Source organism: Streptococcus sp. HMSC076C08 (genome assembly GCF_001810825.1).
Taxonomy (GTDB): Bacteria; Bacillota; Bacilli; order Lactobacillales; family Streptococcaceae; genus Streptococcus.
Genome location: NZ_KV802734.1, coordinates 153161 through 174135 on the forward strand (window position 1 = coordinate 153161; position 20975 = coordinate 174135).

General features: G+C 43.0%; 24 protein-coding genes and 1 pseudogene. 23 read left to right on the forward strand and 2 right to left on the reverse strand.

Features of this window, described 5'->3' with window-relative positions:
- The first annotated feature begins 76 nt into the window (after positions 1-76).
- The 8 genes and pseudogenes from HMPREF2766_RS05855 to HMPREF2766_RS10365 all read left to right on the forward strand — a co-directional run.
- On the forward strand, positions 77-2413 hold the full coding sequence (locus tag HMPREF2766_RS05855) for a cation-translocating P-type ATPase (RefSeq protein WP_070568467.1): 2337 nt from the start codon (positions 77-79) through the stop codon (positions 2411-2413).
- Positions 2414-2514: 101 nt separating this feature from the next.
- On the forward strand, positions 2515-3192 hold the full coding sequence (locus HMPREF2766_RS05860) for a tRNA (adenine(22)-N(1))-methyltransferase (protein ID WP_070568469.1): 678 nt from the start codon (positions 2515-2517) through the stop codon (positions 3190-3192).
- On the forward strand, positions 3179-3976 hold the full coding sequence (locus tag HMPREF2766_RS05865) for a Nif3-like dinuclear metal center hexameric protein (RefSeq protein WP_070568472.1): 798 nt from the start codon (positions 3179-3181) through the stop codon (positions 3974-3976). Before HMPREF2766_RS05860 ends, HMPREF2766_RS05865 begins: the two co-directional genes overlap by 14 nt.
- 16 nt (positions 3977-3992) lie before the next feature.
- A complete protein-coding gene (locus HMPREF2766_RS05870; protein ID WP_070568474.1) occupies positions 3993-5096 on the forward strand; it encodes an NAD(P)/FAD-dependent oxidoreductase in 1104 nt (367 codons plus the stop codon).
- A gap of 101 nt (positions 5097-5197) precedes the next feature.
- On the forward strand, positions 5198-6217 hold the full coding sequence (galE, locus tag HMPREF2766_RS05875; protein WP_070568477.1) for a UDP-glucose 4-epimerase GalE: 1020 nt from the start codon (positions 5198-5200) through the stop codon (positions 6215-6217).
- Position 6218: 1 nt separating this feature from the next.
- Positions 6219-7163 (forward strand): glycosyltransferase family 2 protein, encoded by a 945-nt coding sequence (locus HMPREF2766_RS05880; RefSeq protein WP_070568642.1) that lies wholly within the window; start codon positions 6219-6221, stop codon positions 7161-7163.
- A 174-nt stretch (positions 7164-7337) separates the two neighbouring features.
- A complete protein-coding gene (locus tag HMPREF2766_RS05885) occupies positions 7338-7982 on the forward strand; it encodes a hypothetical protein (RefSeq protein ID WP_070568480.1) in 645 nt (214 codons plus the stop codon).
- Positions 7983-8020: 38 nt separating this feature from the next.
- Positions 8021-8123, forward strand: a pseudogene (locus HMPREF2766_RS10365) (glycosyltransferase); the annotation flags it as partial.
- 75 nt (positions 8124-8198) lie between these two features.
- On the opposite strand, the gene HMPREF2766_RS09950 reads toward HMPREF2766_RS10365, so the two are convergent.
- Complete coding sequence (locus tag HMPREF2766_RS09950) at positions 8199-8402, reverse strand: ferredoxin (RefSeq protein WP_002874767.1); 204 nt, start codon at positions 8400-8402, stop codon at positions 8199-8201.
- 45 nt (positions 8403-8447) lie between these two features.
- Between HMPREF2766_RS09950 and HMPREF2766_RS05890 the strand changes: the two genes are divergently transcribed.
- The 10 genes from HMPREF2766_RS05890 (at position 8448) to whiA (ending at position 15507) form a co-directional block, all read left to right on the forward strand.
- Positions 8448-8954, forward strand: coding sequence for an SAG1386/EF1546 family surface-associated protein (locus HMPREF2766_RS05890; RefSeq protein WP_000410189.1), 507 nt, complete (start codon positions 8448-8450; stop codon positions 8952-8954).
- Positions 8955-8963: 9 nt separating this feature from the next.
- Complete coding sequence (gene cmk / locus HMPREF2766_RS05895) at positions 8964-9638, forward strand: (d)CMP kinase (protein ID WP_000849413.1); 675 nt, start codon at positions 8964-8966, stop codon at positions 9636-9638.
- A 118-nt stretch (positions 9639-9756) separates the two neighbouring features.
- Positions 9757-10263, forward strand: coding sequence for a dihydrofolate reductase (locus HMPREF2766_RS05900; RefSeq protein ID WP_070568483.1), 507 nt, complete (start codon positions 9757-9759; stop codon positions 10261-10263).
- Positions 10263-10433 carry a hypothetical protein gene (locus tag HMPREF2766_RS05905; RefSeq protein ID WP_000442252.1) on the forward strand — a complete coding sequence of 57 codons (171 nt, stop codon included), beginning with the start codon at positions 10263-10265 and terminating at the stop codon, positions 10431-10433. Before HMPREF2766_RS05900 ends, HMPREF2766_RS05905 begins: the two co-directional genes overlap by 1 nt.
- Before the next feature lie 31 nt (positions 10434-10464).
- Entirely contained in the window at positions 10465-11697 is a 1233-nt protein-coding gene (gene clpX, locus HMPREF2766_RS05910) for an ATP-dependent Clp protease ATP-binding subunit ClpX (protein ID WP_002874765.1), read from the forward strand.
- 8 nt (positions 11698-11705) lie between these two features.
- A complete protein-coding gene (gene yihA / locus HMPREF2766_RS05915; protein ID WP_000422595.1) occupies positions 11706-12293 on the forward strand; it encodes a ribosome biogenesis GTP-binding protein YihA/YsxC in 588 nt (195 codons plus the stop codon).
- 9 nt (positions 12294-12302) lie between these two features.
- Positions 12303-12683, forward strand: a complete 381-nt coding sequence (locus HMPREF2766_RS05920) for a RidA family protein (RefSeq protein WP_001140428.1) — start codon at positions 12303-12305, stop codon at positions 12681-12683.
- A 51-nt stretch (positions 12684-12734) separates the two neighbouring features.
- A complete protein-coding gene (gene rapZ, locus HMPREF2766_RS05925) occupies positions 12735-13625 on the forward strand; it encodes an RNase adapter RapZ (RefSeq protein ID WP_000163039.1) in 891 nt (296 codons plus the stop codon).
- Positions 13622-14599, forward strand: a complete 978-nt coding sequence (locus HMPREF2766_RS05930) for a YvcK family protein (protein WP_001231066.1) — start codon at positions 13622-13624, stop codon at positions 14597-14599. Before rapZ ends, HMPREF2766_RS05930 begins: the two co-directional genes overlap by 4 nt.
- Positions 14596-15507, forward strand: a complete 912-nt coding sequence (gene whiA, locus HMPREF2766_RS05935; RefSeq protein WP_000011290.1) for a DNA-binding protein WhiA — start codon at positions 14596-14598, stop codon at positions 15505-15507. Before HMPREF2766_RS05930 ends, whiA begins: the two co-directional genes overlap by 4 nt.
- 31 nt (positions 15508-15538) lie before the next feature.
- On the opposite strand, the gene HMPREF2766_RS05940 is transcribed toward whiA, so the two are convergent.
- Positions 15539-16507 carry an NAD(P)/FAD-dependent oxidoreductase gene (locus tag HMPREF2766_RS05940; protein WP_070568486.1) on the reverse strand — a complete coding sequence of 323 codons (969 nt, stop codon included), beginning with the start codon at positions 16505-16507 and terminating at the stop codon, positions 15539-15541.
- Between the two features lie 136 nt (positions 16508-16643).
- On the opposite strand from HMPREF2766_RS05940, the gene cdaA reads away from it, so the two are divergent.
- From cdaA to HMPREF2766_RS05970, 5 genes are all read left to right on the forward strand, one after another.
- Positions 16644-17501, forward strand: a complete 858-nt coding sequence (cdaA, locus tag HMPREF2766_RS05950; RefSeq protein WP_070568490.1) for a diadenylate cyclase CdaA — start codon at positions 16644-16646, stop codon at positions 17499-17501.
- On the forward strand, positions 17488-18285 hold the full coding sequence (locus HMPREF2766_RS05955; protein ID WP_070568492.1) for a CdaR family protein: 798 nt from the start codon (positions 17488-17490) through the stop codon (positions 18283-18285). Before cdaA ends, HMPREF2766_RS05955 begins: the two co-directional genes overlap by 14 nt.
- Before the next feature lie 30 nt (positions 18286-18315).
- Positions 18316-19668, forward strand: a complete 1353-nt coding sequence (gene glmM / locus HMPREF2766_RS05960) for a phosphoglucosamine mutase (protein ID WP_070568501.1) — start codon at positions 18316-18318, stop codon at positions 19666-19668.
- 73 nt (positions 19669-19741) lie between these two features.
- The gene (locus HMPREF2766_RS05965; RefSeq protein WP_001050092.1) at positions 19742-20116 is read left to right on the forward strand and encodes a DUF1149 family protein; all 375 of its coding nucleotides are present in this window, start codon (positions 19742-19744) and stop codon (positions 20114-20116) included.
- A 2-nt stretch (positions 20117-20118) separates the two neighbouring features.
- Positions 20119-20967, forward strand: a complete 849-nt coding sequence (locus HMPREF2766_RS05970; RefSeq protein ID WP_070568505.1) for a DegV family protein — start codon at positions 20119-20121, stop codon at positions 20965-20967.
- Positions 20968-20975 lie beyond the last annotated feature (8 nt).

Genomic DNA, 20975 nt, shown 5'->3' on the forward strand with positions numbered 1-20975 from the left:
CAAACTTTTTCAGTTATCAGCCAACAGTTTTAGATTGGATTAGAATTCTTTTAAAAAAAATGATATGATAGAATTTATGGATAAAAATAAGATTATGGGATTAACCCAAAGAGAAGTCAAGGAAAGACAGGCTCAAGGTTTGGTCAATGACTTTACCGCATCAGCCAGTACCAGTACTTGGCAAATCATTAAACGAAATGTTTTTACACTTTTTAACGCGTTAAACTTTGCCATTGCCTTGGCGCTAGCTTTTGTGCAGGCTTGGAGCAATCTGGTCTTCTTTGCCGTTATCTGCTTTAACGCTTTTTCTGGAATTGTGACCGAGCTACGAGCCAAACACATGGTGGACAAGCTCAATCTCATGACAAAGGAAAAGGTCAAAACCATCCGTGAGGGTCAAGAAGTTGCTCTCAATCCAGAAGAGTTGGTTCTAGGAGATGTGATTCGTCTGTCGGCTGGGGAGCAGATTCCTAGTGATGCGCGGGTTTTGGAAGGCTTTGCGGAAGTCAATGAAGCTATGTTGACGGGTGAGAGTGATTTGGTGCAAAAGGAAGTTGACGCCTTGCTTTTGTCTGGAAGTTTCTTAGCCAGTGGGTCAGTTTTAGCTAAAGTTCACCATGTCGGGGCAGAAAACTATGCTTCCAAACTCATGCTGGAAGCTAAGACAGTGAAACCGATCAACTCCCGTATCATGAAATCGCTGGACAAGCTAGCTGGTTTTACTGGGAAGATTATCATTCCCTTTGGTCTAGCTCTCCTGCTAGAAGCCTTGCTTTTAAAAGGCTTGCCCCTCAAGTCGTCCGTTGTAAATTCGTCAACAGCCCTTTTGGGTATGCTGCCCAAGGGAATCGCCCTTTTGACCATTACTTCGCTCTTGACTGCGGTGATTAAGCTGGGGTTGAAAAAGGTTTTAGTGCAGGAGATGTACTCTGTTGAGACCTTGGCGCGCGTGGATATGCTCTGTCTGGACAAGACGGGTACCATCACCCAAGGAAAGATGCAGGTGGAGGCTGTACTTCCTTTGACCGAAGAGTATGGTGAACATGCGATTGCCAGCATTCTGACCAGCTACATAGCTCACAGTGAGGATAAAAATCCAACAGCCCAAGCCATTCGCCAGCGTTTCCAAGGTCAGGTTTCCTATCCTATGCTTTCGAGTCTTCCTTTCTCTAGCGACCGCAAGTGGGGAGCTATGGAGTTAGAAGGGCTAGGAACGGTTTTCTTAGGTGCGCCTGAGATGTTGTTGGACTCTGAAGTCCCTGAAGCCAGAGAGGCTCTAGAGAGAGGTTCACGTGTCTTGGTATTAGCCCTTAGTCAGGAAAAACTAGACCACCACAAACCACAGAAACCATCTGATATTCAGGCCCTGGCCTTGCTGGAAATCTTGGACCCGATTCGAGAAGGAGCAGCTGAGACACTAGACTATCTTCGTTCCCAGGAAGTGGGCCTCAAGATTATCTCTGGTGATAATCCAGTCACGGTTTCCAGCATTGCCCAGAAGGCTGGCTTTGCAGACTATCACAGCTATGTAGATTGCTCAAAAATCACGGATGAGGAATTGATTGCCATGGCCGAAGAGACAGCTATTTTCGGACGTGTTTCCCCTCATCAAAAGAAACTCATCATTCAAACGCTGAAAAAAGCAGGGCATACAACGGCTATGACAGGGGACGGAGTCAATGATATCCTGGCCCTTCGTGAGGCGGATTGTTCGATTGTAATGGCGGAGGGAGATCCAGCGACTCGCCAGATTGCTAATCTGGTTCTCTTGAACTCTGACTTTAATGATGTTCCTGAGATTCTCTTTGAAGGCCGTCGTGTGGTTAATAATATTGCCCATATCGCACCGATTTTCTTGATTAAGACCATCTATTCCTTCTTGCTTGCAGTCATCTGTATCGCCAGTGTTCTTCTGGGACGGTCTGAGTGGATCTTGATTTTCCCTTTCATTCCGATCCAGATTACCATGATCGACCAATTCGTGGAAGGTTTCCCACCATTCGTTCTGACTTTTGAGCGAAATATCAAACCAGTCGAAGCAAACTTCCTCAGAAAATCCATGCTTCGTGCCCTACCAAGTGCCCTCATGGTCGTGTTCAGCGTTCTTTTTGTGAAAATATTTGGAACGAGTCAAGGATGGTCTGAGTTAGAAATGTCAACTCTCCTCTATTATCTCCTTGGGTCTATCGGTTTCTTATCCGTATTTAGAGCCTGCATGCCATTTACCCTCTGGCGTGTCCTCTTGATTGTCTGGTCAGTAGGAGGCTTCCTAGCCACAGCCCTCTTCCCAATGATTCAAAAGCTACTTGAAATTTCGACCTTAACTGGACAAACGTTACCTGTTTATGGGGCCATGATGCTGGTCTTTACGGTGATTTTCATTCTAACCAGTCGTTTCCAAGCTAGAAAATAAAGAAAGACTGCAATCTGTGGATTGTGGTCTTTTTAGGTGCAAGATTGCTAGCTGAAGTATGGTATAATAAAAGGTAATAGAGTTTTGGAAAGTGAGAGAAGATGATTTCAAAGAGATTAGAATTGGTGGCGTCCTTTGTGCCACAAGGTGCCATTTTACTAGATGTGGGGAGTGACCATGCTTATCTGCCGATTGACTTGGTTGAAAGAGGAGAAATCAAAAGTGCCATTGCAGGTGAGGTGGTGGAAGGCCCCTACCAGTCTGCTCTCAAGAATGTTGAGGCTCATGGTCTAAAGGAGAAAATCCAAGTCCGTTTAGCCAATGGCTTGGCAGCCTTTGAAGAGGCTGACCAAGTATCGGTTATCACCATTGCTGGTATGGGTGGCCGTTTGATTGCTACCATATTGCAAGAAGGTTTGGAAAAGCTAGCTAATGTAGAGCGTTTAATCCTCCAGCCCAATAATCGAGAAGACGACTTGCGCATTTGGTTGCAAGACCACGGTTTTCTGATCGTAGCAGAAAGCATCCTAGAAGAAGCAGGCAAATTCTACGAGATTTTGGTGGTGGAAGCGGGACAAATGAAGCTATCAGCAAGTGATGTCCGCTTTGGTCCCTTCTTATCCAAAGAAACCAGCCCAGTCTTTGTCCAAAAATGGCAAAAAGAAGCTGCTAAGTTAGAATTTGCCCTTGATCAAATTCCAGAAAAAAATCTGGAGGAACGTCAAATTTTATCAGATAAAATTCAAGCCATCAAGGAGGTACTCCATGCTAGCAAGTGAAGTAATCAGGGCTTATGAAGCCTTTTGTCCCCAGGAATTTTCTATGGAGGGAGACAGTCGTGGCCTGCAAATCGGCACTTTGGACAAGGAGATCCAAAGGGTTATGGTTGCCCTCGACATTCGTGAAGAGACGGTGGCTGAAGCCATTGAAAAGGGTCTGGATTTGATTATCGTCAAGCACGCGCCAATCTTTCGTCCGATCAAGGATCTGGTAGCTAGCCGTCCGCAAAATCAGATTTACATCGACCTGATCAAGCATGACATCGCAGTTTATGTCAGCCATACCAATATTGACATCGTTGATAATGGGCTAAATGACTGGTTCTGCCAGATGCTAGGAATCGAGGAGACGACTTATCTGCAGGAAACTGGCCCAGAACGTGGGATTGGTCGTATTGGAAATATTCAGCCTCAGACCTTTGGGGAATTGGCCCAGCATGTCAAGCAAGTCTTTGATCTAGATAGTCTTCGAATGGTTCATTATCAAGAGAGTGATTTGCAGAAGCCCATTTCAATAGTGGCTATCTGTGGCGGTAGTGGTCAATCTTTCTATAAGGATGCTTTAGCTAAGGGAGCAGATGTCTATATCACTGGCGATATCTATTACCACACAGCTCAGGATATGTTGTCTGATGGCTTGTTGGCGCTGGACCCGGGCCACTATATCGAAATTCTTTTTGTCGAAAAAATTGCTGACCTCCTTAATCAATGGAAGGCAGAAAAGGATTGGACCATTGATATCATACCTAGCCAAGCATCGACCAATCCTTTCCACCATATCTAGTTAGAAAGTGAAGACAATGAAAAAAGTTGCCATTATCGGAGCAGGGATTGTTGGGGCGACAGCTGCCTACTACCTCTCGAAAGAAAGTGACCTAGAGGTGACCGTTTTTGACCATGGACAGGGGCAAGCAACCAAGGCTGCAGCAGGAATTATCAGTCCTTGGTTTTCAAAACGCCGTAATAAAGCTTGGTACAAGATGGCACGCTTGGGGGCTGACTTTTATGTGGATTTGTTGGCTGATATAGAAAAGTCTGGTCAGGAAATTGATTTTTACCAGCGTTCGGGAGTTTTTCTCTTGAAAAAGGATGAATCCAAACTAGAAGAACTTTATGAACTAGCCCTCCAGCGTAGGGAAGAATCTTCCTTGATAGGCCAGTTAGCTATTCTGGACCTAGCCTCAGCTAATGAATTATTTCCTGGCTTGCAGGGATTTGACCGCCTGCTCTATGCTTCTGGTGGAGCGAGAGTAGATGGCCAACTCTTAGTGACTCGTTTGCTAGAAGCCAGTCAAGTCAAGCTGGTCAAAGAAAAAGTGAGTCTGACACCTTTAGCATCAGGTTACCAGATTGATGAAGAGGTGTTTGATCAGGTTATTTTGGCGACGGGAGCTTGGCTGGGGTACATATTAGAACCCTTGGGTTATGATGTAGATGTTCGTCCCCAAAAAGGACAACTCCGAGATTATCAGCTTGCCCAAGGCATGGAATCATACCCTGTTGTCATGCCAGAAGGGGAGTGGGATTTGATCCCTTTTGCAGGTAGGAAATTGTCCTTGGGTGCTACCCACGAAAATGATATGGGATATGACTTGACAGTGGATGAAACCTTGCTCCATCAAATGGAGGAGGCAGCCTTGCCTCACTACCCAGCCTTGGCAGAAGCGAAATCATCTGGTGAGCGAGTAGGAATCCGTGCCTACACCAGTGATTTCTCCCCTTTCTTTGGACAGGTGCCAGGCTTAGCAGGTGTCTATGCGGCTAGTGGACTAGGTTCATCAGGTCTCACAACGGGTCCGATCATCGGTTACCATCTAGCCCAGCTGGTCCAAGACAAGGAATTGACCTTGGACCCTGAAAATTATCCCATTGCAAACTATGTCAAACGAGTAAAAAGAGAATAAGATTTTACTGAAATTTTAGCAGGTAGTTTAGGATGTCAAATGACATTCCCTATCAAAAATGATAAAATAAGAAAAAATAATCCGAGAATCGAGGAAAAAAGATGCAAGAAAAGATTTTGGTAACGGGTGGTGCTGGATTTATCGGAACCCACACGGTTATTGAATTGATCCAAGCAGGTCATCAGGTTGTAGTGGTGGATAATCTTGTCAATAGCAATCGTAAAAGTTTAGAAGTTGTTGAAAGAATCACAGGAGTTGAGATTCCTTTTTATGAGGCAGATATCCGTGATACTGATACTCTCAGAGATATTTTCAAGCAGGAAGAACCGACTGGTGTCATTCACTTTGCTGGTTTGAAGGCTGTTGGCGAATCAACCCGTATCCCTCTTGCCTACTATGACAACAATATCGCTGGAACTGTCAGCCTTCTAAAAGCCATGGAAGAAAATTACTGTAAGAACATCATCTTCAGTTCTTCGGCGACAGTTTACGGAGATCCTCATACAGTTCCAATCTTAGAAGATTTCCCACTTTCAGTGACCAATCCATACGGTCGTACCAAGCTCATGTTAGAGGAAATTTTGACGGATATCTACAAGGCAGACTCAGAATGGAATGTGGTCTTGCTGCGTTACTTCAACCCAATCGGAGCACATGAGAGCGGTGACTTGGGAGAAAATCCTAACGGAATTCCAAACAATCTCTTGCCTTATGTTTCGCAAGTAGCAGTGGGCAAACTAGAGCAAGTGCAAGTATTTGGAGATGATTACGATACAGAAGATGGAACTGGTGTTCGTGACTATATCCATGTTGTCGATTTAGCTAAAGGTCACGTTGCAGCTTTGAAAAAACTTCAAAAAGGTTCAGGTCTTAATGTTTATAACCTTGGAACTGGTAAAGGTTACTCCGTTCTTGAAATTATCCAAAACATGGAAAAAGCGGTGGGACGTCCTATTCCTTACCGCATCGTAGAACGCCGCCCAGGTGATATCGCTGCCTGCTACTCAGACCCAGCAAAAGCCAAAGCAGAGCTCGGATGGGAAGCAGAACTCGACATCACCCAAATGTGTGAAGACGCATGGCGTTGGCAAAGCAAGCATCCAAATGGATTTGAAGACTAAGATGATGATTTCAATCATTGTCCCATGTCTAAACGAAGAGGAAGTACTTCCTCTTTTTTATCAGTCTGTGGAAGCTCTGCTTCCTGACTTGGGAGCAGAGGTCGAATATGTCTTTGTAGACGATGGCTCAGGTGATGGGACCTTAGAGCTTTTGAAGGCCTATCGGGAACAAAATCCTGCGGTCCGTTATGTCTCATTCTCACGAAATTTTGGGAAAGAGGCAGCCTTATACGCAGGCTTGCAGCATGCAACTGGAGACTTGGTGGTCGTGATGGATGCAGACCTCCAGGATCCTCCTAGTATGCTACTTGAGATGAAAGCCTTACTAGACCAAAATGCAGACTTGGACTGTGTTGGGACACGGAGAACTAGTCGGGAGGGAGAACCCTTTTTCCGCAGTTTCTGTGCTGACGTCTTTTACCGCCTCATGCAAAAAATTAGCCCAGTAGCCTTGCCCTCAGGTGTCCGTGATTTTCGCATGATGAGAAGATCTGTGGTGGATGCTATTTTAACACTGACCGAGTCCAATCGTTTTTCTAAAGGACTCTTTGCCTGGGTGGGTTTTAAAACGCACTATCTTGATTATCCAAACGTTGAACGACAGGCTGGCAAGACCAGTTGGAGTTTTAGACAACTCTTTTTCTACTCGATTGAAGGGATTCTTAACTTTTCAGATTTCCCCTTGAGTATAGCCTTTGTAGCAGGACTTCTATCTTGTTTTCTTTCGTTTGTGATGACATTTTTTGTAGTGTTTCGGACTCTTATCTTGGGAAATCCGACATCTGGTTGGACGTCTTTGATGGCTGTCATTCTCTTTCTTGGAGGGATTCAACTCCTGACAATTGGAATTCTTGGTAAGTATATCAGTAAGATTTACCTAGAAACCAAAAAAAGACCACTCTATCTCGTCAAAGAAAAAAGTGATGGTAAGTCAAAACAAAGATAGAATTTATCTAGTGTAGTTACTTTTTGTTTTTATAATTCTTTTACTCCGGAATTTTGGTGGTTTTTGGTGGTCTTTAAAGTAACTAGGGATTTGATACGGTATAATGGATTTATGTAGGGATATTTACTGCAAAAGTGGAAACTTAAGAAATAAAAAAATTAGGAGGATTATTTTATGCTAAATAAAGAGGATTATACTGAAGAAATCGGGCTAATAGAGAACCAAAATTATGTAGAGGCTGAATTGTATCCTATAGTTGCTGATATAATTAAGCCCACTTTAAAAGATAGTTTATCAAAAAGATATGTTTTCGGAAGAAGAAAGAGTAATATGGGACAAATATATTATGGTCTAAGTAATTTTCCTGATATAGTTATTTTAGATAAGACTTATGAAAACAAATCCAGAAAAAGTATAAAAAATAAAGAATGGAAGAAACTTCGAGGGTGCGTGGAAGTTAAGAATTTAAAGTATCCTTTAATTACAGAGGAAAAAATCAAATCAACCTTATCGAACAGCTCTGAACATTTAACTAGAGAGATGGGACAACTTATTGGAGATCTTTTATGGTATAAAAAAGTAATTTATACAAATGGAATTGAATGGAGATTTCTAAGTTTAGATGACAGGGAAGAGATAGATAACACAATTATTGAAATGGTTAACAAAAGAATAGAATCAGAAAAAGAGGGAAATTCTTTTGATTGGTGGAAGAATATTAAAGATTTATCGTTCAGTTATACGGATATATGTTTATCCAAAGATTGTATACAAGAGTGGGACGAATTTGTTAAGAAAGTAAAGGAAATAGAATGGTAGGAGTCTATTCTCATTGAGAAATTTAGATTATAAGTTACAGTAAGATTTATCTAGAGACCAAAAAAAGACCACTCTATCTCGTCAAAGAAAAAAGTGACCTTTCTATTATTGAAGGAAAAAAATAACCAAAAAAGACTATAATTTTACCTAGAAATATGCTAAACTAATAAGTGTGGGAAAAATGAGAAAAAATCAATAACATTCATTCCCTGCTTCCTACGATGGATCTTTTAGAAGTGCACGTGTAGGACAATTTTTGATGGCCTCCAGAACATCGCTGGTCTCAGCGATTTCTCTTTGCAATTCAACTGGATCATCGTAAAATCGAACGATTCCATTATCATGGTAATCAAAGAGTTCAGAATAAGTTTGGCAAAGCCCGCAGGCGATGCACCGTTCGGGTATAAGTGTGACTTTCATATTTATATTGTAATAAGAAAATGTAAAAAAAACAAGGAGTAAGGTATGGAAAAAGAACCGTGGCAAGAAGATATTTACGAAAACAATGAGGAAGAAACAAGATCAGAGCGTCGACACCGGAAACAAAAAGGGAAAGGCGTTGTTGCGAATCGTGTCTTGACGGTTCTAGCCAGCCTCTTCTTTGTAATCGTTGTAGCGATGGTAGTTGTATTGATTTACCTATCAACCGGAGGAAGCAATCGTACTTCATCTTTGAAGGACTTCTATGATGCATCGTCTCCTTCTACAAGTTCAAGTTCTAAAGTGGAAGCATCATCATCTTCAAGTAGCAAGGTAGAGGAAACAGCTTCTTCTGAATCAACACCTTCAGAAAGCAGTTCGGAAGAACATGCAGAGGGTGAAGGAACACTTACAGTACAGCCTGGAGAGGGAGAGGCAGCTCTTGCTCAGCGTGCAGGGATTTCCATTGCCCAGCTAGAATCCCTAAATCCTTCTCATATGTCATCTGGATCTTGGTTTGCCAACCCAGGTGATGTGATTAAGACAAGATAGGAGTCGGTCATGAAGACAATTCAAATTGCTATCGATGGTCCAGCTTCGAGTGGCAAGAGTACGGTCGCAAAGATTGTCGCTAAGGATTTTGGTTATACTTATCTCGATACAGGTGCTATGTACCGTGCTGCGACTTATATAGCGCTCAAACACCAGTTGAATGCAGGAAATGTAGACCAACTTCTTGAGCTTCTTAACCAACACCCCATTAGTTTCGGACGTTCAGAAACAGGTGAGCAACTTGTTTTTGTAGGGGATGTTGATATTACTCATCCGATTCGTGAAAATGAAGTGACCAACAAGGTTTCAAGCATTGCTGCCATTCCTGAGGTGCGTGAGAAACTGGTTTCGCTCCAGCAAGAGATTGCTCAGCAAGGTGGTATCGTCATGGATGGGCGTGATATCGGGACAGTTGTTTTACCACAAGCTGAACTCAAGATTTTCCTAGTGGCTTCTGTTGAAGAAAGAGCAGAGCGTCGTTACAAGGAAAATATTGCTAAAGGGATTGAAACAGACCTTGAAACGCTGAAAGAAGAGATTGCGGCGCGTGACTACAAGGATAGTCATCGTGAAACCTCACCTCTCAAACAGGCTGAGGATGCAGTTTACCTTGACACAACTGGACTGAGTATCCAGGAAGTGGTCGAAAAAATCGAATCAGAAGCAAAAAAATATATGTCCTAGGGACGAGAGGAGCAGGCTAAATGAAGCCTGCTCCTTTTCTCTCTTTTGCGCGCGTTTCAAAACAGTCTTTTTGGGAGAATTTTGATAAAATAGTAGTATCAATAAAAAGGACGGAAGCATGACAAAGAAAATCATAGCCATTTGGGCCCAAGATGAAAAAGGTGTGATTGGGAAGGAAGATCGTCTCCCTTGGCATTTGCCAGCAGAGTTGCAACATTTTAAGGAAACAACTTTAAATCATGCTATACTGATGGGACGAGTGACTTTTGATGGCATGGGACGTCGTCTGCTTCCAAAACGGCAAACCCTGATTTTAACGCGAAATGGCGAAGAAGTTATAGATGGGGCGCTCGTATTTCAAGATGTGGAGTCTGTTTTAGCGTGGTATCAGAGTCAGGAAAAAAATCTCTATATCATTGGCGGAAAACAGATTTTTCAGGCTTTTGAGCCTTATTTAGATGAAATCATCGTGACACAGATTCATGCTCAGGTGGAGGGAGATACCTATTTCCCTGAGAAGTTTGACTTGTCTCGTTTTGAGACAGTAGCAAGCAAATCTTACACCCGAGATGAGAAAAACGACTATGATTTTACAATCGAATACCGAGATAGAAAGGAAGTCTAATGGAGCGCAGTATATTTGGATTTTTTACAGCTTTTTTGTGTGTGATCTGTATTTTGACTGGAGCACAGGCTTTTCGTAAGAAGCGCTATGGACTGTCTGCCTTACTCTGGTTGAATGCTTTTACCAATCTGGTCAACAGTGTCCACGCTTTTTATATGACCTTATTTTAGATAGAATGATAAATTAGAATGGAAGGAAATCATGCCTACAAATAGGAAAAATGATATGATGGTTTATTGCTCATTTTGTGGCAAGAGCCAAGAAGAAGTAAAGAAAATAATCGCTGGGAACAACGCCTTTATCTGTAATGAATGTGTGGAGTTGGCCCAGGAAATCATTCGGGAGGAGTTGGCCGAGGAAGTCTTGGCAGACTTGTCTGAAGTACCAAAACCAATCGAACTCCTCAATATCCTAAATCACTATGTGATTGGTCAAGATCGTGCCAAACGTGCCTTGGCAGTGGCTGTATACAATCACTATAAACGCATCAATTTCCACGATACGCGTGAAGAGTCAGAAGATGTGGATTTGCAAAAGTCAAATATCTTGATGATTGGCCCAACTGGTTCTGGGAAAACTTTCTTGGCTCAGACTTTGGCAAAGAGCTTGAACGTGCCTTTCGCTATTGCAGATGCGACAGCTCTGACTGAGGCGGGGTATGTGGGTGAGGACGTTGAAAACATCCTCCTCAAACTCTTGCAGGCTGCTGACTTTAACATCGAACGTGCAGAGCGTGGGATTATCTACGTGGATGAAATTGACAAGATTGCCAAGAAGAGCGAGAACGTGTCTATCACACGTGACGTTTCGGGTGAAGGAGTGCAACAAGCCCTTCTCAAGATTATCGAGGGAACTGTTGCTAGCGTGCCACCTCAAGGTGGACGCAAACATCCACAACAAGAGATGATTCAGGTGGATACCAAGAATATCCTCTTCATCGTAGGTGGTGCTTTTGATGGCATCGAAGAAATCGTTAAACAACGTCTGGGAGAAAAAGTCATCGGCTTTGGCCAAAATAACAAGGCGATTGACGAAAACAGCTCCTACATGCAAGAAATCATCGCAGAAGACATTCAAAAATTCGGTATTATCCCTGAGTTGATTGGACGCTTGCCTGTCTTTGCTGCTCTTGAGCAATTGACAGTTGATGACTTGGTTCGTATCTTGAAAGAGCCAAGAAATGCCTTGGTCAAACAATACCAAACCTTGCTTTCCTATGACGATGTCGAGTTGGAATTTGACGATGAAGCTCTTCAGGAAATAGCCAATAAGGCTATTGAACGCAAAACTGGTGCGCGTGGTCTTCGCTCAATCATCGAAGAAACCATGCTAGATGTTATGTTTGAAGTGCCAAGTCAAGAAAATGTGAAATTGGTCCGCATCACAAAAGAAGCTGTCGATGGAACGGAAAAACCCATCCTAGAAACAGCCTAGAGGTGACTATGGAACTTAATACACACAATGCTGAAATCCTGCTCAGTGCGGCAAACAAGTCCCACTATCCGCAGGATGACCTGCCAGAGATTGCCCTTGCAGGGCGTTCAAATGTCGGCAAGTCTAGCTTTATCAACACCATGTTGAACCGCAAAAATCTTGCTCGTACATCAGGAAAACCTGGGAAGACCCAGTTACTCAACTTCTTCAACATTGATGACAAGATGCGTTTTGTGGATGTGCCTGGTTATGGCTATGCCCGCGTTTCCAAAAAGGAGCGTGAAAAGTGGGGGCGCATGATTGAGGAATACTTAACGACTCGTGAAAATCTCCGTGCCGTGGTTAGTCTAGTGGATCTCCGCCACGACCCGTCAGCAGATGATGTGCAGATGTACGAATTTCTCAAATATTATGAGATTCCGGTTATCATCGTTGCGACCAAGGCGGACAAGATTCCCCGTGGTAAGTGGAATAAGCACGAATCAGCAATCAAAAAGAAATTAAACTTTGATCCAAGTGACGATTTCATCCTCTTTTCATCTGTCAGCAAGGCAGGGATGGATCAGGCTTGGGATGCAATATTAGAAAAATTGTGAGGGAAAGAAATGGCAAAAACAATTCATACAGACAAAGCTCCAAAAGCAATCGGACCTTATGTTCAAGGGAAAATCGTTGGCAATCTTTTGTTTGCTAGTGGTCAAGTTCCCCTATCTCCTGAAACTGGAGAAATTGTAGGAAAAACAATCCAAGAACAGACAGAACAAGTCTTGAAAAATATCGGTGCTATTTTGGCAGAAGCAGGAACAGACTTTGACCATGTTGTTAAAACAACTTGCTTCTTGAGCGATATGAATGACTTTGTTCCTTTTAACGAGGTTTACCAGACTGCCTTTAAAGAGGAATTTCCAGCTCGTTCAGCTGTAGAGGTTGCACGTCTTCCTCGTGATGTAAAAGTCGAAATTGAAGTGATCGCAGAGATTGGATAAGCTAGTTGAAGTTTGGCTCTGCCAAACTTTTTTTGATATAAGGAGAGATAGATGACAAAGAAACAACTTCACCTGGTGATTGTGACAGGGATGAGTGGCGCAGGGAAAACAGTAGCCATTCAGTCCTTCGAAGATTTGGGATATTTTACCATTGACAATATGCCGCCAGCCCTCTTGCCAAAGTTTTTGCAGTTGGTAGAGACCAAGGATGATGACCATAAGTTAGCCCTAGTAGTCGATATGCGTAGTCGTTCCTTCTTTTCAGAGATTCAGGCTGTTTTGGATGAATTGGAAAACCAAGATGATTTGGACTTCAAAATCCTCTTTTTAGACGCAGCAGATAAGGAATTGGTAGCCCGTTACAAGGAAACCAGACGGAGTCACCCACTTGCTGCAGATGGTCGAATTTTAGATGGCATTAAGCTGGAACGTGAACTTTTGGCACCTTTGAAAAACATGAGCCAAAATGTGGTGGATACGACAGAACTCACCCCACGTGAACTTCGTAAAACCATTGCTGAGCAATTTTCAGACCAAGAACAAGCCCAGTCTTTCCGTATCGAGGTCATGTCTTTTGGATTCAAGTATGGTATTCCTATCGATGCAGACTTGGTCTTTGATGTCCGTTTTTTGCCAAATCCATACTACCTTCCGGAACTCCGCAATCAGACAGGTGAGGATCAAGCAGTTTATGACTATGTGATGAATCATGAAGAGTCTGAAAGTTTCTATCAGCACTTACTCGCTTTGATTGAACCCATTTTGCCAAGTTACAAAAAAGAAGGCAAGTCTGTTTTAACCATTGCAGTAGGATGTACAGGTGGACAGCACCGTAGTGTTGCCTTTGCAAAACGAATCGCTGAGGACCTTGCTAAAAACTGGCCTGTCAATGAAAGCCATCGTGACAAAGACAGAAGAAAGGAAACGGTAAACCGTTCATGAGAAAACCAAAGATAACGGTAATTGGTGGAGGAACAGGTATCCCCGTCATTTTGAAAAGTTTGCGAGAAAAGGATGTTGAGATCGCAGCCATCGTAACGGTAGCTGATGATGGTGGATCTTCTGGTGAGCTAAGAAAGAATATCCAACAGCTGACACCACCAGGTGATCTCCGTAATGTCCTTGTGGCCATGTCGGATATGCCCAAGTTTTATGAGAAGGTTTTTCAGTACCGTTTCTCAGAAGAGGCCGGAGCATTTGCGGGTCATCCACTGGGGAATATCATCATAGCAGGGCTCTCTGAAATGCAAGGGTCCACTTATAATGCCATGCAGCTGCTAAGTCTCTTTTTCCACACAACAGGAAAAATCTACCCCTCAAGCGATCAGCCTTTGACACTGCATGCAGTCTTTAAAGATGGTTCTGAGGTGGCAGGTGAGAGCCACATTGCAGATCATCCAGGTATGATCGACCATGTCTATGTGACCAATACCTTGGATGATGAAACACCCCAAGCCAGCCGTCGAGTGGTCAATACTATCCTCGAGAGTGATATGATCGTCTTGGGGCCTGGTTCCCTCTTTACATCGATTTTGCCCAATATTGTCATTGAGGAGATTGGGCAGGCTCTCTTGGAGACTAAGGCAGAGATCGCCTATGTCTGCAATATCATGACCCAGCGTGGGGAAACAGAGTACTTTTCAGACAGTGACCACGTGGAAGTCCTCCATCGACACTTAGGTCGGCCTTTTATCGATACGGTCTTAGTTAATATCGAGAAGGTTCCTAGAGAATACATGGATACCAACCGTTTTGATGAATATTTGGTTCAGGTAGAGCATGATTTTGCTGGTCTTTGCAAGCAGGTTCCTCGTGTGATTTCATCCAACTTCCTTCGTTTGGAAAATGGAGGAGCCTTCCATGATGGCGATTTGATTGTAGACGAATTGATGCGCATCATACAGGTGAGAAAATGAGTTTTACAGTTGCAGTAAAAGAAGAAATTCTTGGTCAACACCATCTCAGTCGTCATGAATTGTCTGCCATCATCAAGATGTCTGGCAGTATCGGTCTCTCGACTTCTGGCCTGACCTTGTCTGTTGTGACTGAAAATGCTAAGTTGGCTCGGCATCTCTATGAGTCCTTTCTCCATTTTTATGAGATTAAGTCAGAAATTCGACACCATCAGAGAAGCAATCTTCGCAAGAATCGTGTCTACACGGTCTATACCGATGAGAGGGTGCAGGAGCTTTTGGCTGATTTGCGACTTGCGGATTCTTTCTTTGGTTTGGAGACAGGCATTGATCCTGATATTTTAGCAGATGAAGAAGCTGGTCGTGCTTACTTATGTGGGGCCTTTCTGGCAAATGGTAGCATCCGAGATCCGGAGTCTGGTAAGTATCAGTTGGAGATTAGTTCCGTTTATCTGGACCATGCACAAGGATTGGCCTCTCTCCTCCAGCAGTTTTTGCTGGACGCTAAGGTTATTGAGCGAAAGAAAGGTGCAGTTACCTATCTCCAGCGGGCAGAAGACATTATGGATTTCTTGATTGTGATTGGGGCCATGCAGGCGCGTGATAATTTTGAGCGCGTCAAGATTTTGCGTGAAACCCGTAATGATCTCAATCGAGCCAATAACGCTGAAACAGCCAATATCGCTCGAACGGTTTCTGCTAGTATGAAGACTATCAACAATATCAGTAAAATCAAAGATAGAATGGGTTTGGAAAATTTACCAGTGGATTTGCAGGAGGTGGCTCGCTTACGGATCCAGCACCCAGACTACTCTATCCAGCAGTTGGCGGATAGCCTGAGCAATCCCCTGACCAAAAGTGGTGTCAACCACAGACTCAGAAAAATAAACAAGATTGCAGATGAACTATAAAACCACGAATCGTTGATCCGTGGTTCTTTTATTATAAACTGGTCGAGTGTTTGGGTTGTACTTTTTGGTCAGGGTCAATGTAGTTAATGGCATTGTTAACAGCTGTTGGAGCTTCACCCAGTCCTGTAGCGATCAAATCAATCTTACCTTCATAGTAGCAGCAGTCGCCGATAGCATAGATACCTGCTTGGCTGGATTCTTGTTTGCTATTGACGATAATCTTGTGACGGTTGAGGTCCAGACCCCAATTTTTAAGATTGCCGACAGATGATTTGAAGCCGTAATTGACAAAGAGGTGGTCTAAGTCGATAGTTTCGGTTTCATCTGATTTGACTTTGGTGATTTCTAGTTTATCGAGTGTTTTTCCATCTCCGAGAAGTTGGCTAGGGACGAACGGTGTCTTGATAGTTACAGATGATTCTTGCAAGGCTTGCACACTATGTTCCAAGGCGCGGAAGTTATCTCTGCGGTGAACAAGGGTAGTTGGGGCAATCTTTTCAAAAGCCAGAGCCCAGTCCACAGCTGAGTCTCCCCCACCAAGGATGGTCACTTTCTTGCCAGCGTATTGCTGAATGTTGGAAACGTGGTAGTGGATATTTTCATAGTTTTCAACGCCATCTAATTCGAGCGGACGTGGTTTGAAGGCGCCACCACCCATAGCAATGATGACGGTTTTAGTCAGGTGACTCCCCTTATTGGTTGTAATGGCAAAGCCTTGATCTTGTTTCTCAATTTCAAGAACGGTTTCATTGAGATGAATAGGGGTATCAAAGCCGTTTAGCTGTTCAATCAAGCGATTGGTCAGCTCTTCTCCAGTTAAGTTTGGAAAACCTGGCACATCAAGGATTTGCTTTTCAGGGTAGAGAATGGCGGGCTGGCCACCTAGCTGGGGAAGGGAGTCGATGATTTGGACTTTGGCTTGGCGTAGGTGAGCGTAAAAGGCAGCAAAGAGACCAACAGGACCGCCACCTACAATAGTAATATCATAGAGTTGAGACATGATTTCTCCTTCGTTTTTTCTAATCAGTTTATTTTATCATATTTTTGCTTAATTTAAAATGAGGTAGGATAGGGAAAAAATGGGCAAAAAATGGTATAATAATGAGTAAAGTGTTTTGACAGGGAGGAGGCCAAGGATGAATTTTCAACAATTATCCAATTTACAATACTGGACGAGTTTGTTTTCAAGTCCTTGGAGTATAGTCACCAATCTGATTGATATTCTCATTGTGACTTATATTTTATATCATTTTACTAAAGCTATTGCAGGCACCAAGATTATGATATTGGTCCGTGGAGTCTTAGTTTTTATTCTAGCCCAGATTCTTTCCAATATGATTGGTTTAACGACTATTTCCTGGTTAATCAATCAGATCATCACCTACGGGGTGATTGCAGCGGTGGTTATCTTTTCACCAGAGATTCGGACTGGTTTGGAGCGATTGGGCCGGGCTACTGATTTCTTCTCCAATGCCCCTATTAGTGCGGAAGAGCAGATGGTTCATGCATTTGTGAAATCAGTTGAATACATGAGCCCTCGTAAGATTGGGGCGCTTGTAGTGGTTCAGAGAGTGAGAACCTTGCAGGAATACATCTCGACAGGGATCCCTTTAGATGCCAAAATTTCGGCTGAATTGCTTATCAATATTTTCATTCCCAATACTCCCTTGCATGATGGTGCTGTCATTATCAAGGAAGACCGAATTGCTGTAACTTCAGCCTATCTACCCTTGACTGAAGATACCGGGATTTCCAAGGAGTTTGGAACGCGTCACAGGGCGGCGATTGGTTTGTCGGAAGTGTCAGATGCTCTTACCTTTGTGGTTTCGGAAGAAACGGGTGGAATCTCCATCACCTATAATGGAGTCTTTAAGCATGATTTGACCTTGGAAGAGTTTGAATCTGAATTGAGAAGAATCTTACTTCCAACATCAGAGAAAAAGCAAGGTCTGAAAGAGCGCTTGCTAGGAGGATTGAAACATGAGAAAAAATAGTCTATACATCATTTCTTCCTTCTTTTTCGCCTGCATTCTCTTTATCTATGCAACATTGACAAACTATCAGAATAGCAACAGTGCCAGACAGGTGCGGACGGAGACTTATACGAACACAGTTCTTAATGTCCCAATTGATATTCAGTATGACAGTGATCAGTATTTTATCAGTGGTTTTACATCTGAGGTGACGGTCTTTCTAACAGGGTCAAATAGAGTTGCTTTGGCGAGTGAGATGCAGGAAAGCACCCGCAAATTTAAGGTGACAGCTGATCTTTCTGATGCCAGTGTAGGAACCATCGAAGTTCCTCTAACCATTGAAAATCTTCCGAGCGGTTTGACGGCTGTTGCGACACCGCAAAAGATAACAGTCAAGGTTGGTAAAAAAGCAAAACGTGATAATGTAATCGTTGTGCCGGAGATTGACCCTAGTCAGATTGATTCTCGTGTGAAAATTGATACAGTCACTGTATCAGATGAAAAAGTAACGGTTATTAGTGATGAGGAAACTCTCTCTAGAGTAGATCGTGTCATTGCCATCTTGCCAACGAGTGAACGGATAACAGGTAATTATTCGGCTTCTGTTCCTCTACAAGCAGTCGATAAAAATGGAAATGTCTTGCCAAGCGTCATTATGCCATTTAACACTACAATGAAAATTACAACCAAAACAGTATCGTCTAGCTCGAGTTCTTCGTCAACGACCTCGTCAACGGGCTCTTCAACCAGCAGTTCGTCTTCAACGAGTTCAGAAACGAAACCAGACTCGTCTAAACAGGACTAAACAAAATAGTAGAAAAGGATGATAAATAAAATGGGTAAATATTTTGGGACCGATGGAGTCCGTGGAGAAGCAAACGTAGAACTGACGCCAGAATTGGCCTTTAAACTGGGACGTTTTGGTGGTTATGTTCTTAGCCAACACGAAACAGAAGCCCCTAAAGTCTTTGTAGGACGTGATACACGTATCTCAGGAGAAATGTTAGAATCAGCCTTAGTGGCAGGTCTCCTCTCTGTAGGGATTCACGTCTACAAACTCGGTGTCCTTGCAACACCAGCAGTAGCTTACTTGGTCAAAACTGAGGGAGCCAGTGCAGGTGTCATGATTTCCGCTAGTCACAACCCAGCCCTTGATAATGGAATTAAATTCTTTGGTGGGGATGGCTTCAAACTTGATGATGAAAAAGAAGCAGAAATCGAAGCCTTGCTAGATGCTACAGAAGACACCCTTCCTCGTCCAAGTGCCGAAGGTTTGGGAACCTTAGTGGACTATCCAGAAGGTTTACGTAAGTATGAAGGCTACCTTGTTTCAACTGGAACTCCTCTTGAAGGAATGAAAGTGGCCTTGGACACAGCAAACGGTGCAGCGTCTACGAGTGCTCGTCAAATCTTTGCAGACCTTGGGGCTCAAATAACTGTTATTGGGGAGACACCAGATGGTCTGAATATCAACTTGAATGTAGGTTCTACACATCCAGAAGCTCTTCAAGAAGTGGTTAAAGAAAGCCAGTCAGCTATTGGTTTGGCCTTTGACGGAGATAGTGACCGCTTGATTGCTGTCGATGAAAATGGCGAGATCGTCGATGGTGATAAGATCATGTATATCATCGGTAAATACCTTTCTGAAAAAGGCCAGTTGGCTCAAAACACCATCGTGACAACGGTTATGTCTAACCTTGGCTTCCATAAGGCCTTGGAGAGTGCTGGCATTAACAAGGTAGTGACTGCTGTTGGTGACCGCTATGTCGTTGAAGAAATGAGAAAATCAGGCTACAACCTTGGTGGTGAACAGTCTGGTCACGTTATCTTGATGGACTACAATACAACTGGTGATGGTCAATTATCAGCTGTTCAATTGACTAAAATCATGAAAGAAACAGGTAAGAGTTTGTCTCAACTGGCATCAGAAGTGACGATTTACCCACAAAAACTGGTCAATATCCGAGTGGAAAATGCCATGAAAGAAAAAGCCATGGAAGTACCAGCCATTAAAACTATCATCGAAAAGATGGAAGAGGAAATGGCAGGGAACGGTCGTATCCTTGTCCGCCCAAGTGGAACAGAACCCCTCTTGCGCGTCATGGCAGAAGCCCCAACAACAGAAGAAGTTAACTACTACGTAGATACAATTGCTGCTGTTGTTAAAGATGAAATCGGAATTGACTAAAGCCTAGAAAACTAGATGAAATGATAAAAATGTGGTACAATTGCATAGTAAATTGTAGCAATGGGAGAGAAAAATGAATCTTAAACGAGAACAAGAATTTGTTAGCCAGTATCACTTTGATGCTCGTAACTTTGAATGGGAAAATGAAAATGGAGCTCCTGAAACCAAGGTAGACGTGAACTTTCAGTTGCTCCAACATGACCAAGAAAACCAAGTGACTTCTTTAGTCGTTATCTTGAGTTTCATGATTGTCTTTGACAAATTTGTCATCAGCGGAACAATTTCTCAAGTTAACCATGTGGAAGGTCGCATTGTCAACGAACCAAGCGAATTTAACCAAGAAGAAGTCGAAACCTTGGCACGTCCATGTTTGAACATGCTCAACCGTTTGACGTATGAAGTAACAGAAATCGCCTTGGATCTTCCAGGGATCAATTTGGAGTTTTAGTCATGAAATTAGCTGTCATTACAGATTCTTCAGCCTATTTAGAGGAGAAGACGCTGCAAAGAGAGAATCTTTTTATCTTGGATATTCCTGTCAATATTGATGGAGAGGAGTATGTTGAAGGTGTCAATCTGACTGCTGAGGAATTTTATCAAAAAATGGCTCAGTCTGTAGAATTGCCTAAAACTAGTCAACCAAGTATTGCCAAATTGGATGAGATTCTTAGTTCTTTGAAAGATGAGGGTTATACCCATGTCTTGGGACTATTTCTTTCGTCAGGAATTTCAGGTTTTTATCAGAACATCCAATACATGTTGGAAGAGTATGATGGCTTGACCATTGCCTTTCCAGATACCCATATCACAAGTTCCCCTCTAGGATTTATGGTAGAGAGTGCCTTTGAATGGGCAGAACAAGGTGATGATTTTGCCCAGATTCAGGAGAAATTGGCTATCCAAATTGCTGATAATTCAGCCTTTATCATAGTAGATGACCTCGACCACTTGGTTAAGGGAGGACGTTTGTCAAATGGAGCAGCTATCTTAGGAAATCTCCTCAGTATCAAGCCTATCCTTTACTTTAATGACCAAGGAGTGATTGAAGTTTACGAAAAAGTTCGTACAGAAAAGAAAGCAATCAAACGTTTGGTGGAAATCATCAAGGAGTTGACAAAAGACGGGGACTACCGTATAACAGTCATTCATGGGAACGCTCCTCAAAAGGCAGCGGATTTACGTCAGCTTTTGATGGAGAGTGGTGTGACTGCTGAAATTCCAATTGAACCCTTTGGTAGTGTCATTGGGACCCACCTTGGAGAAGGTAGTATCGCCTTGAGCTATACAACAATCGTCTAAATTGTTCT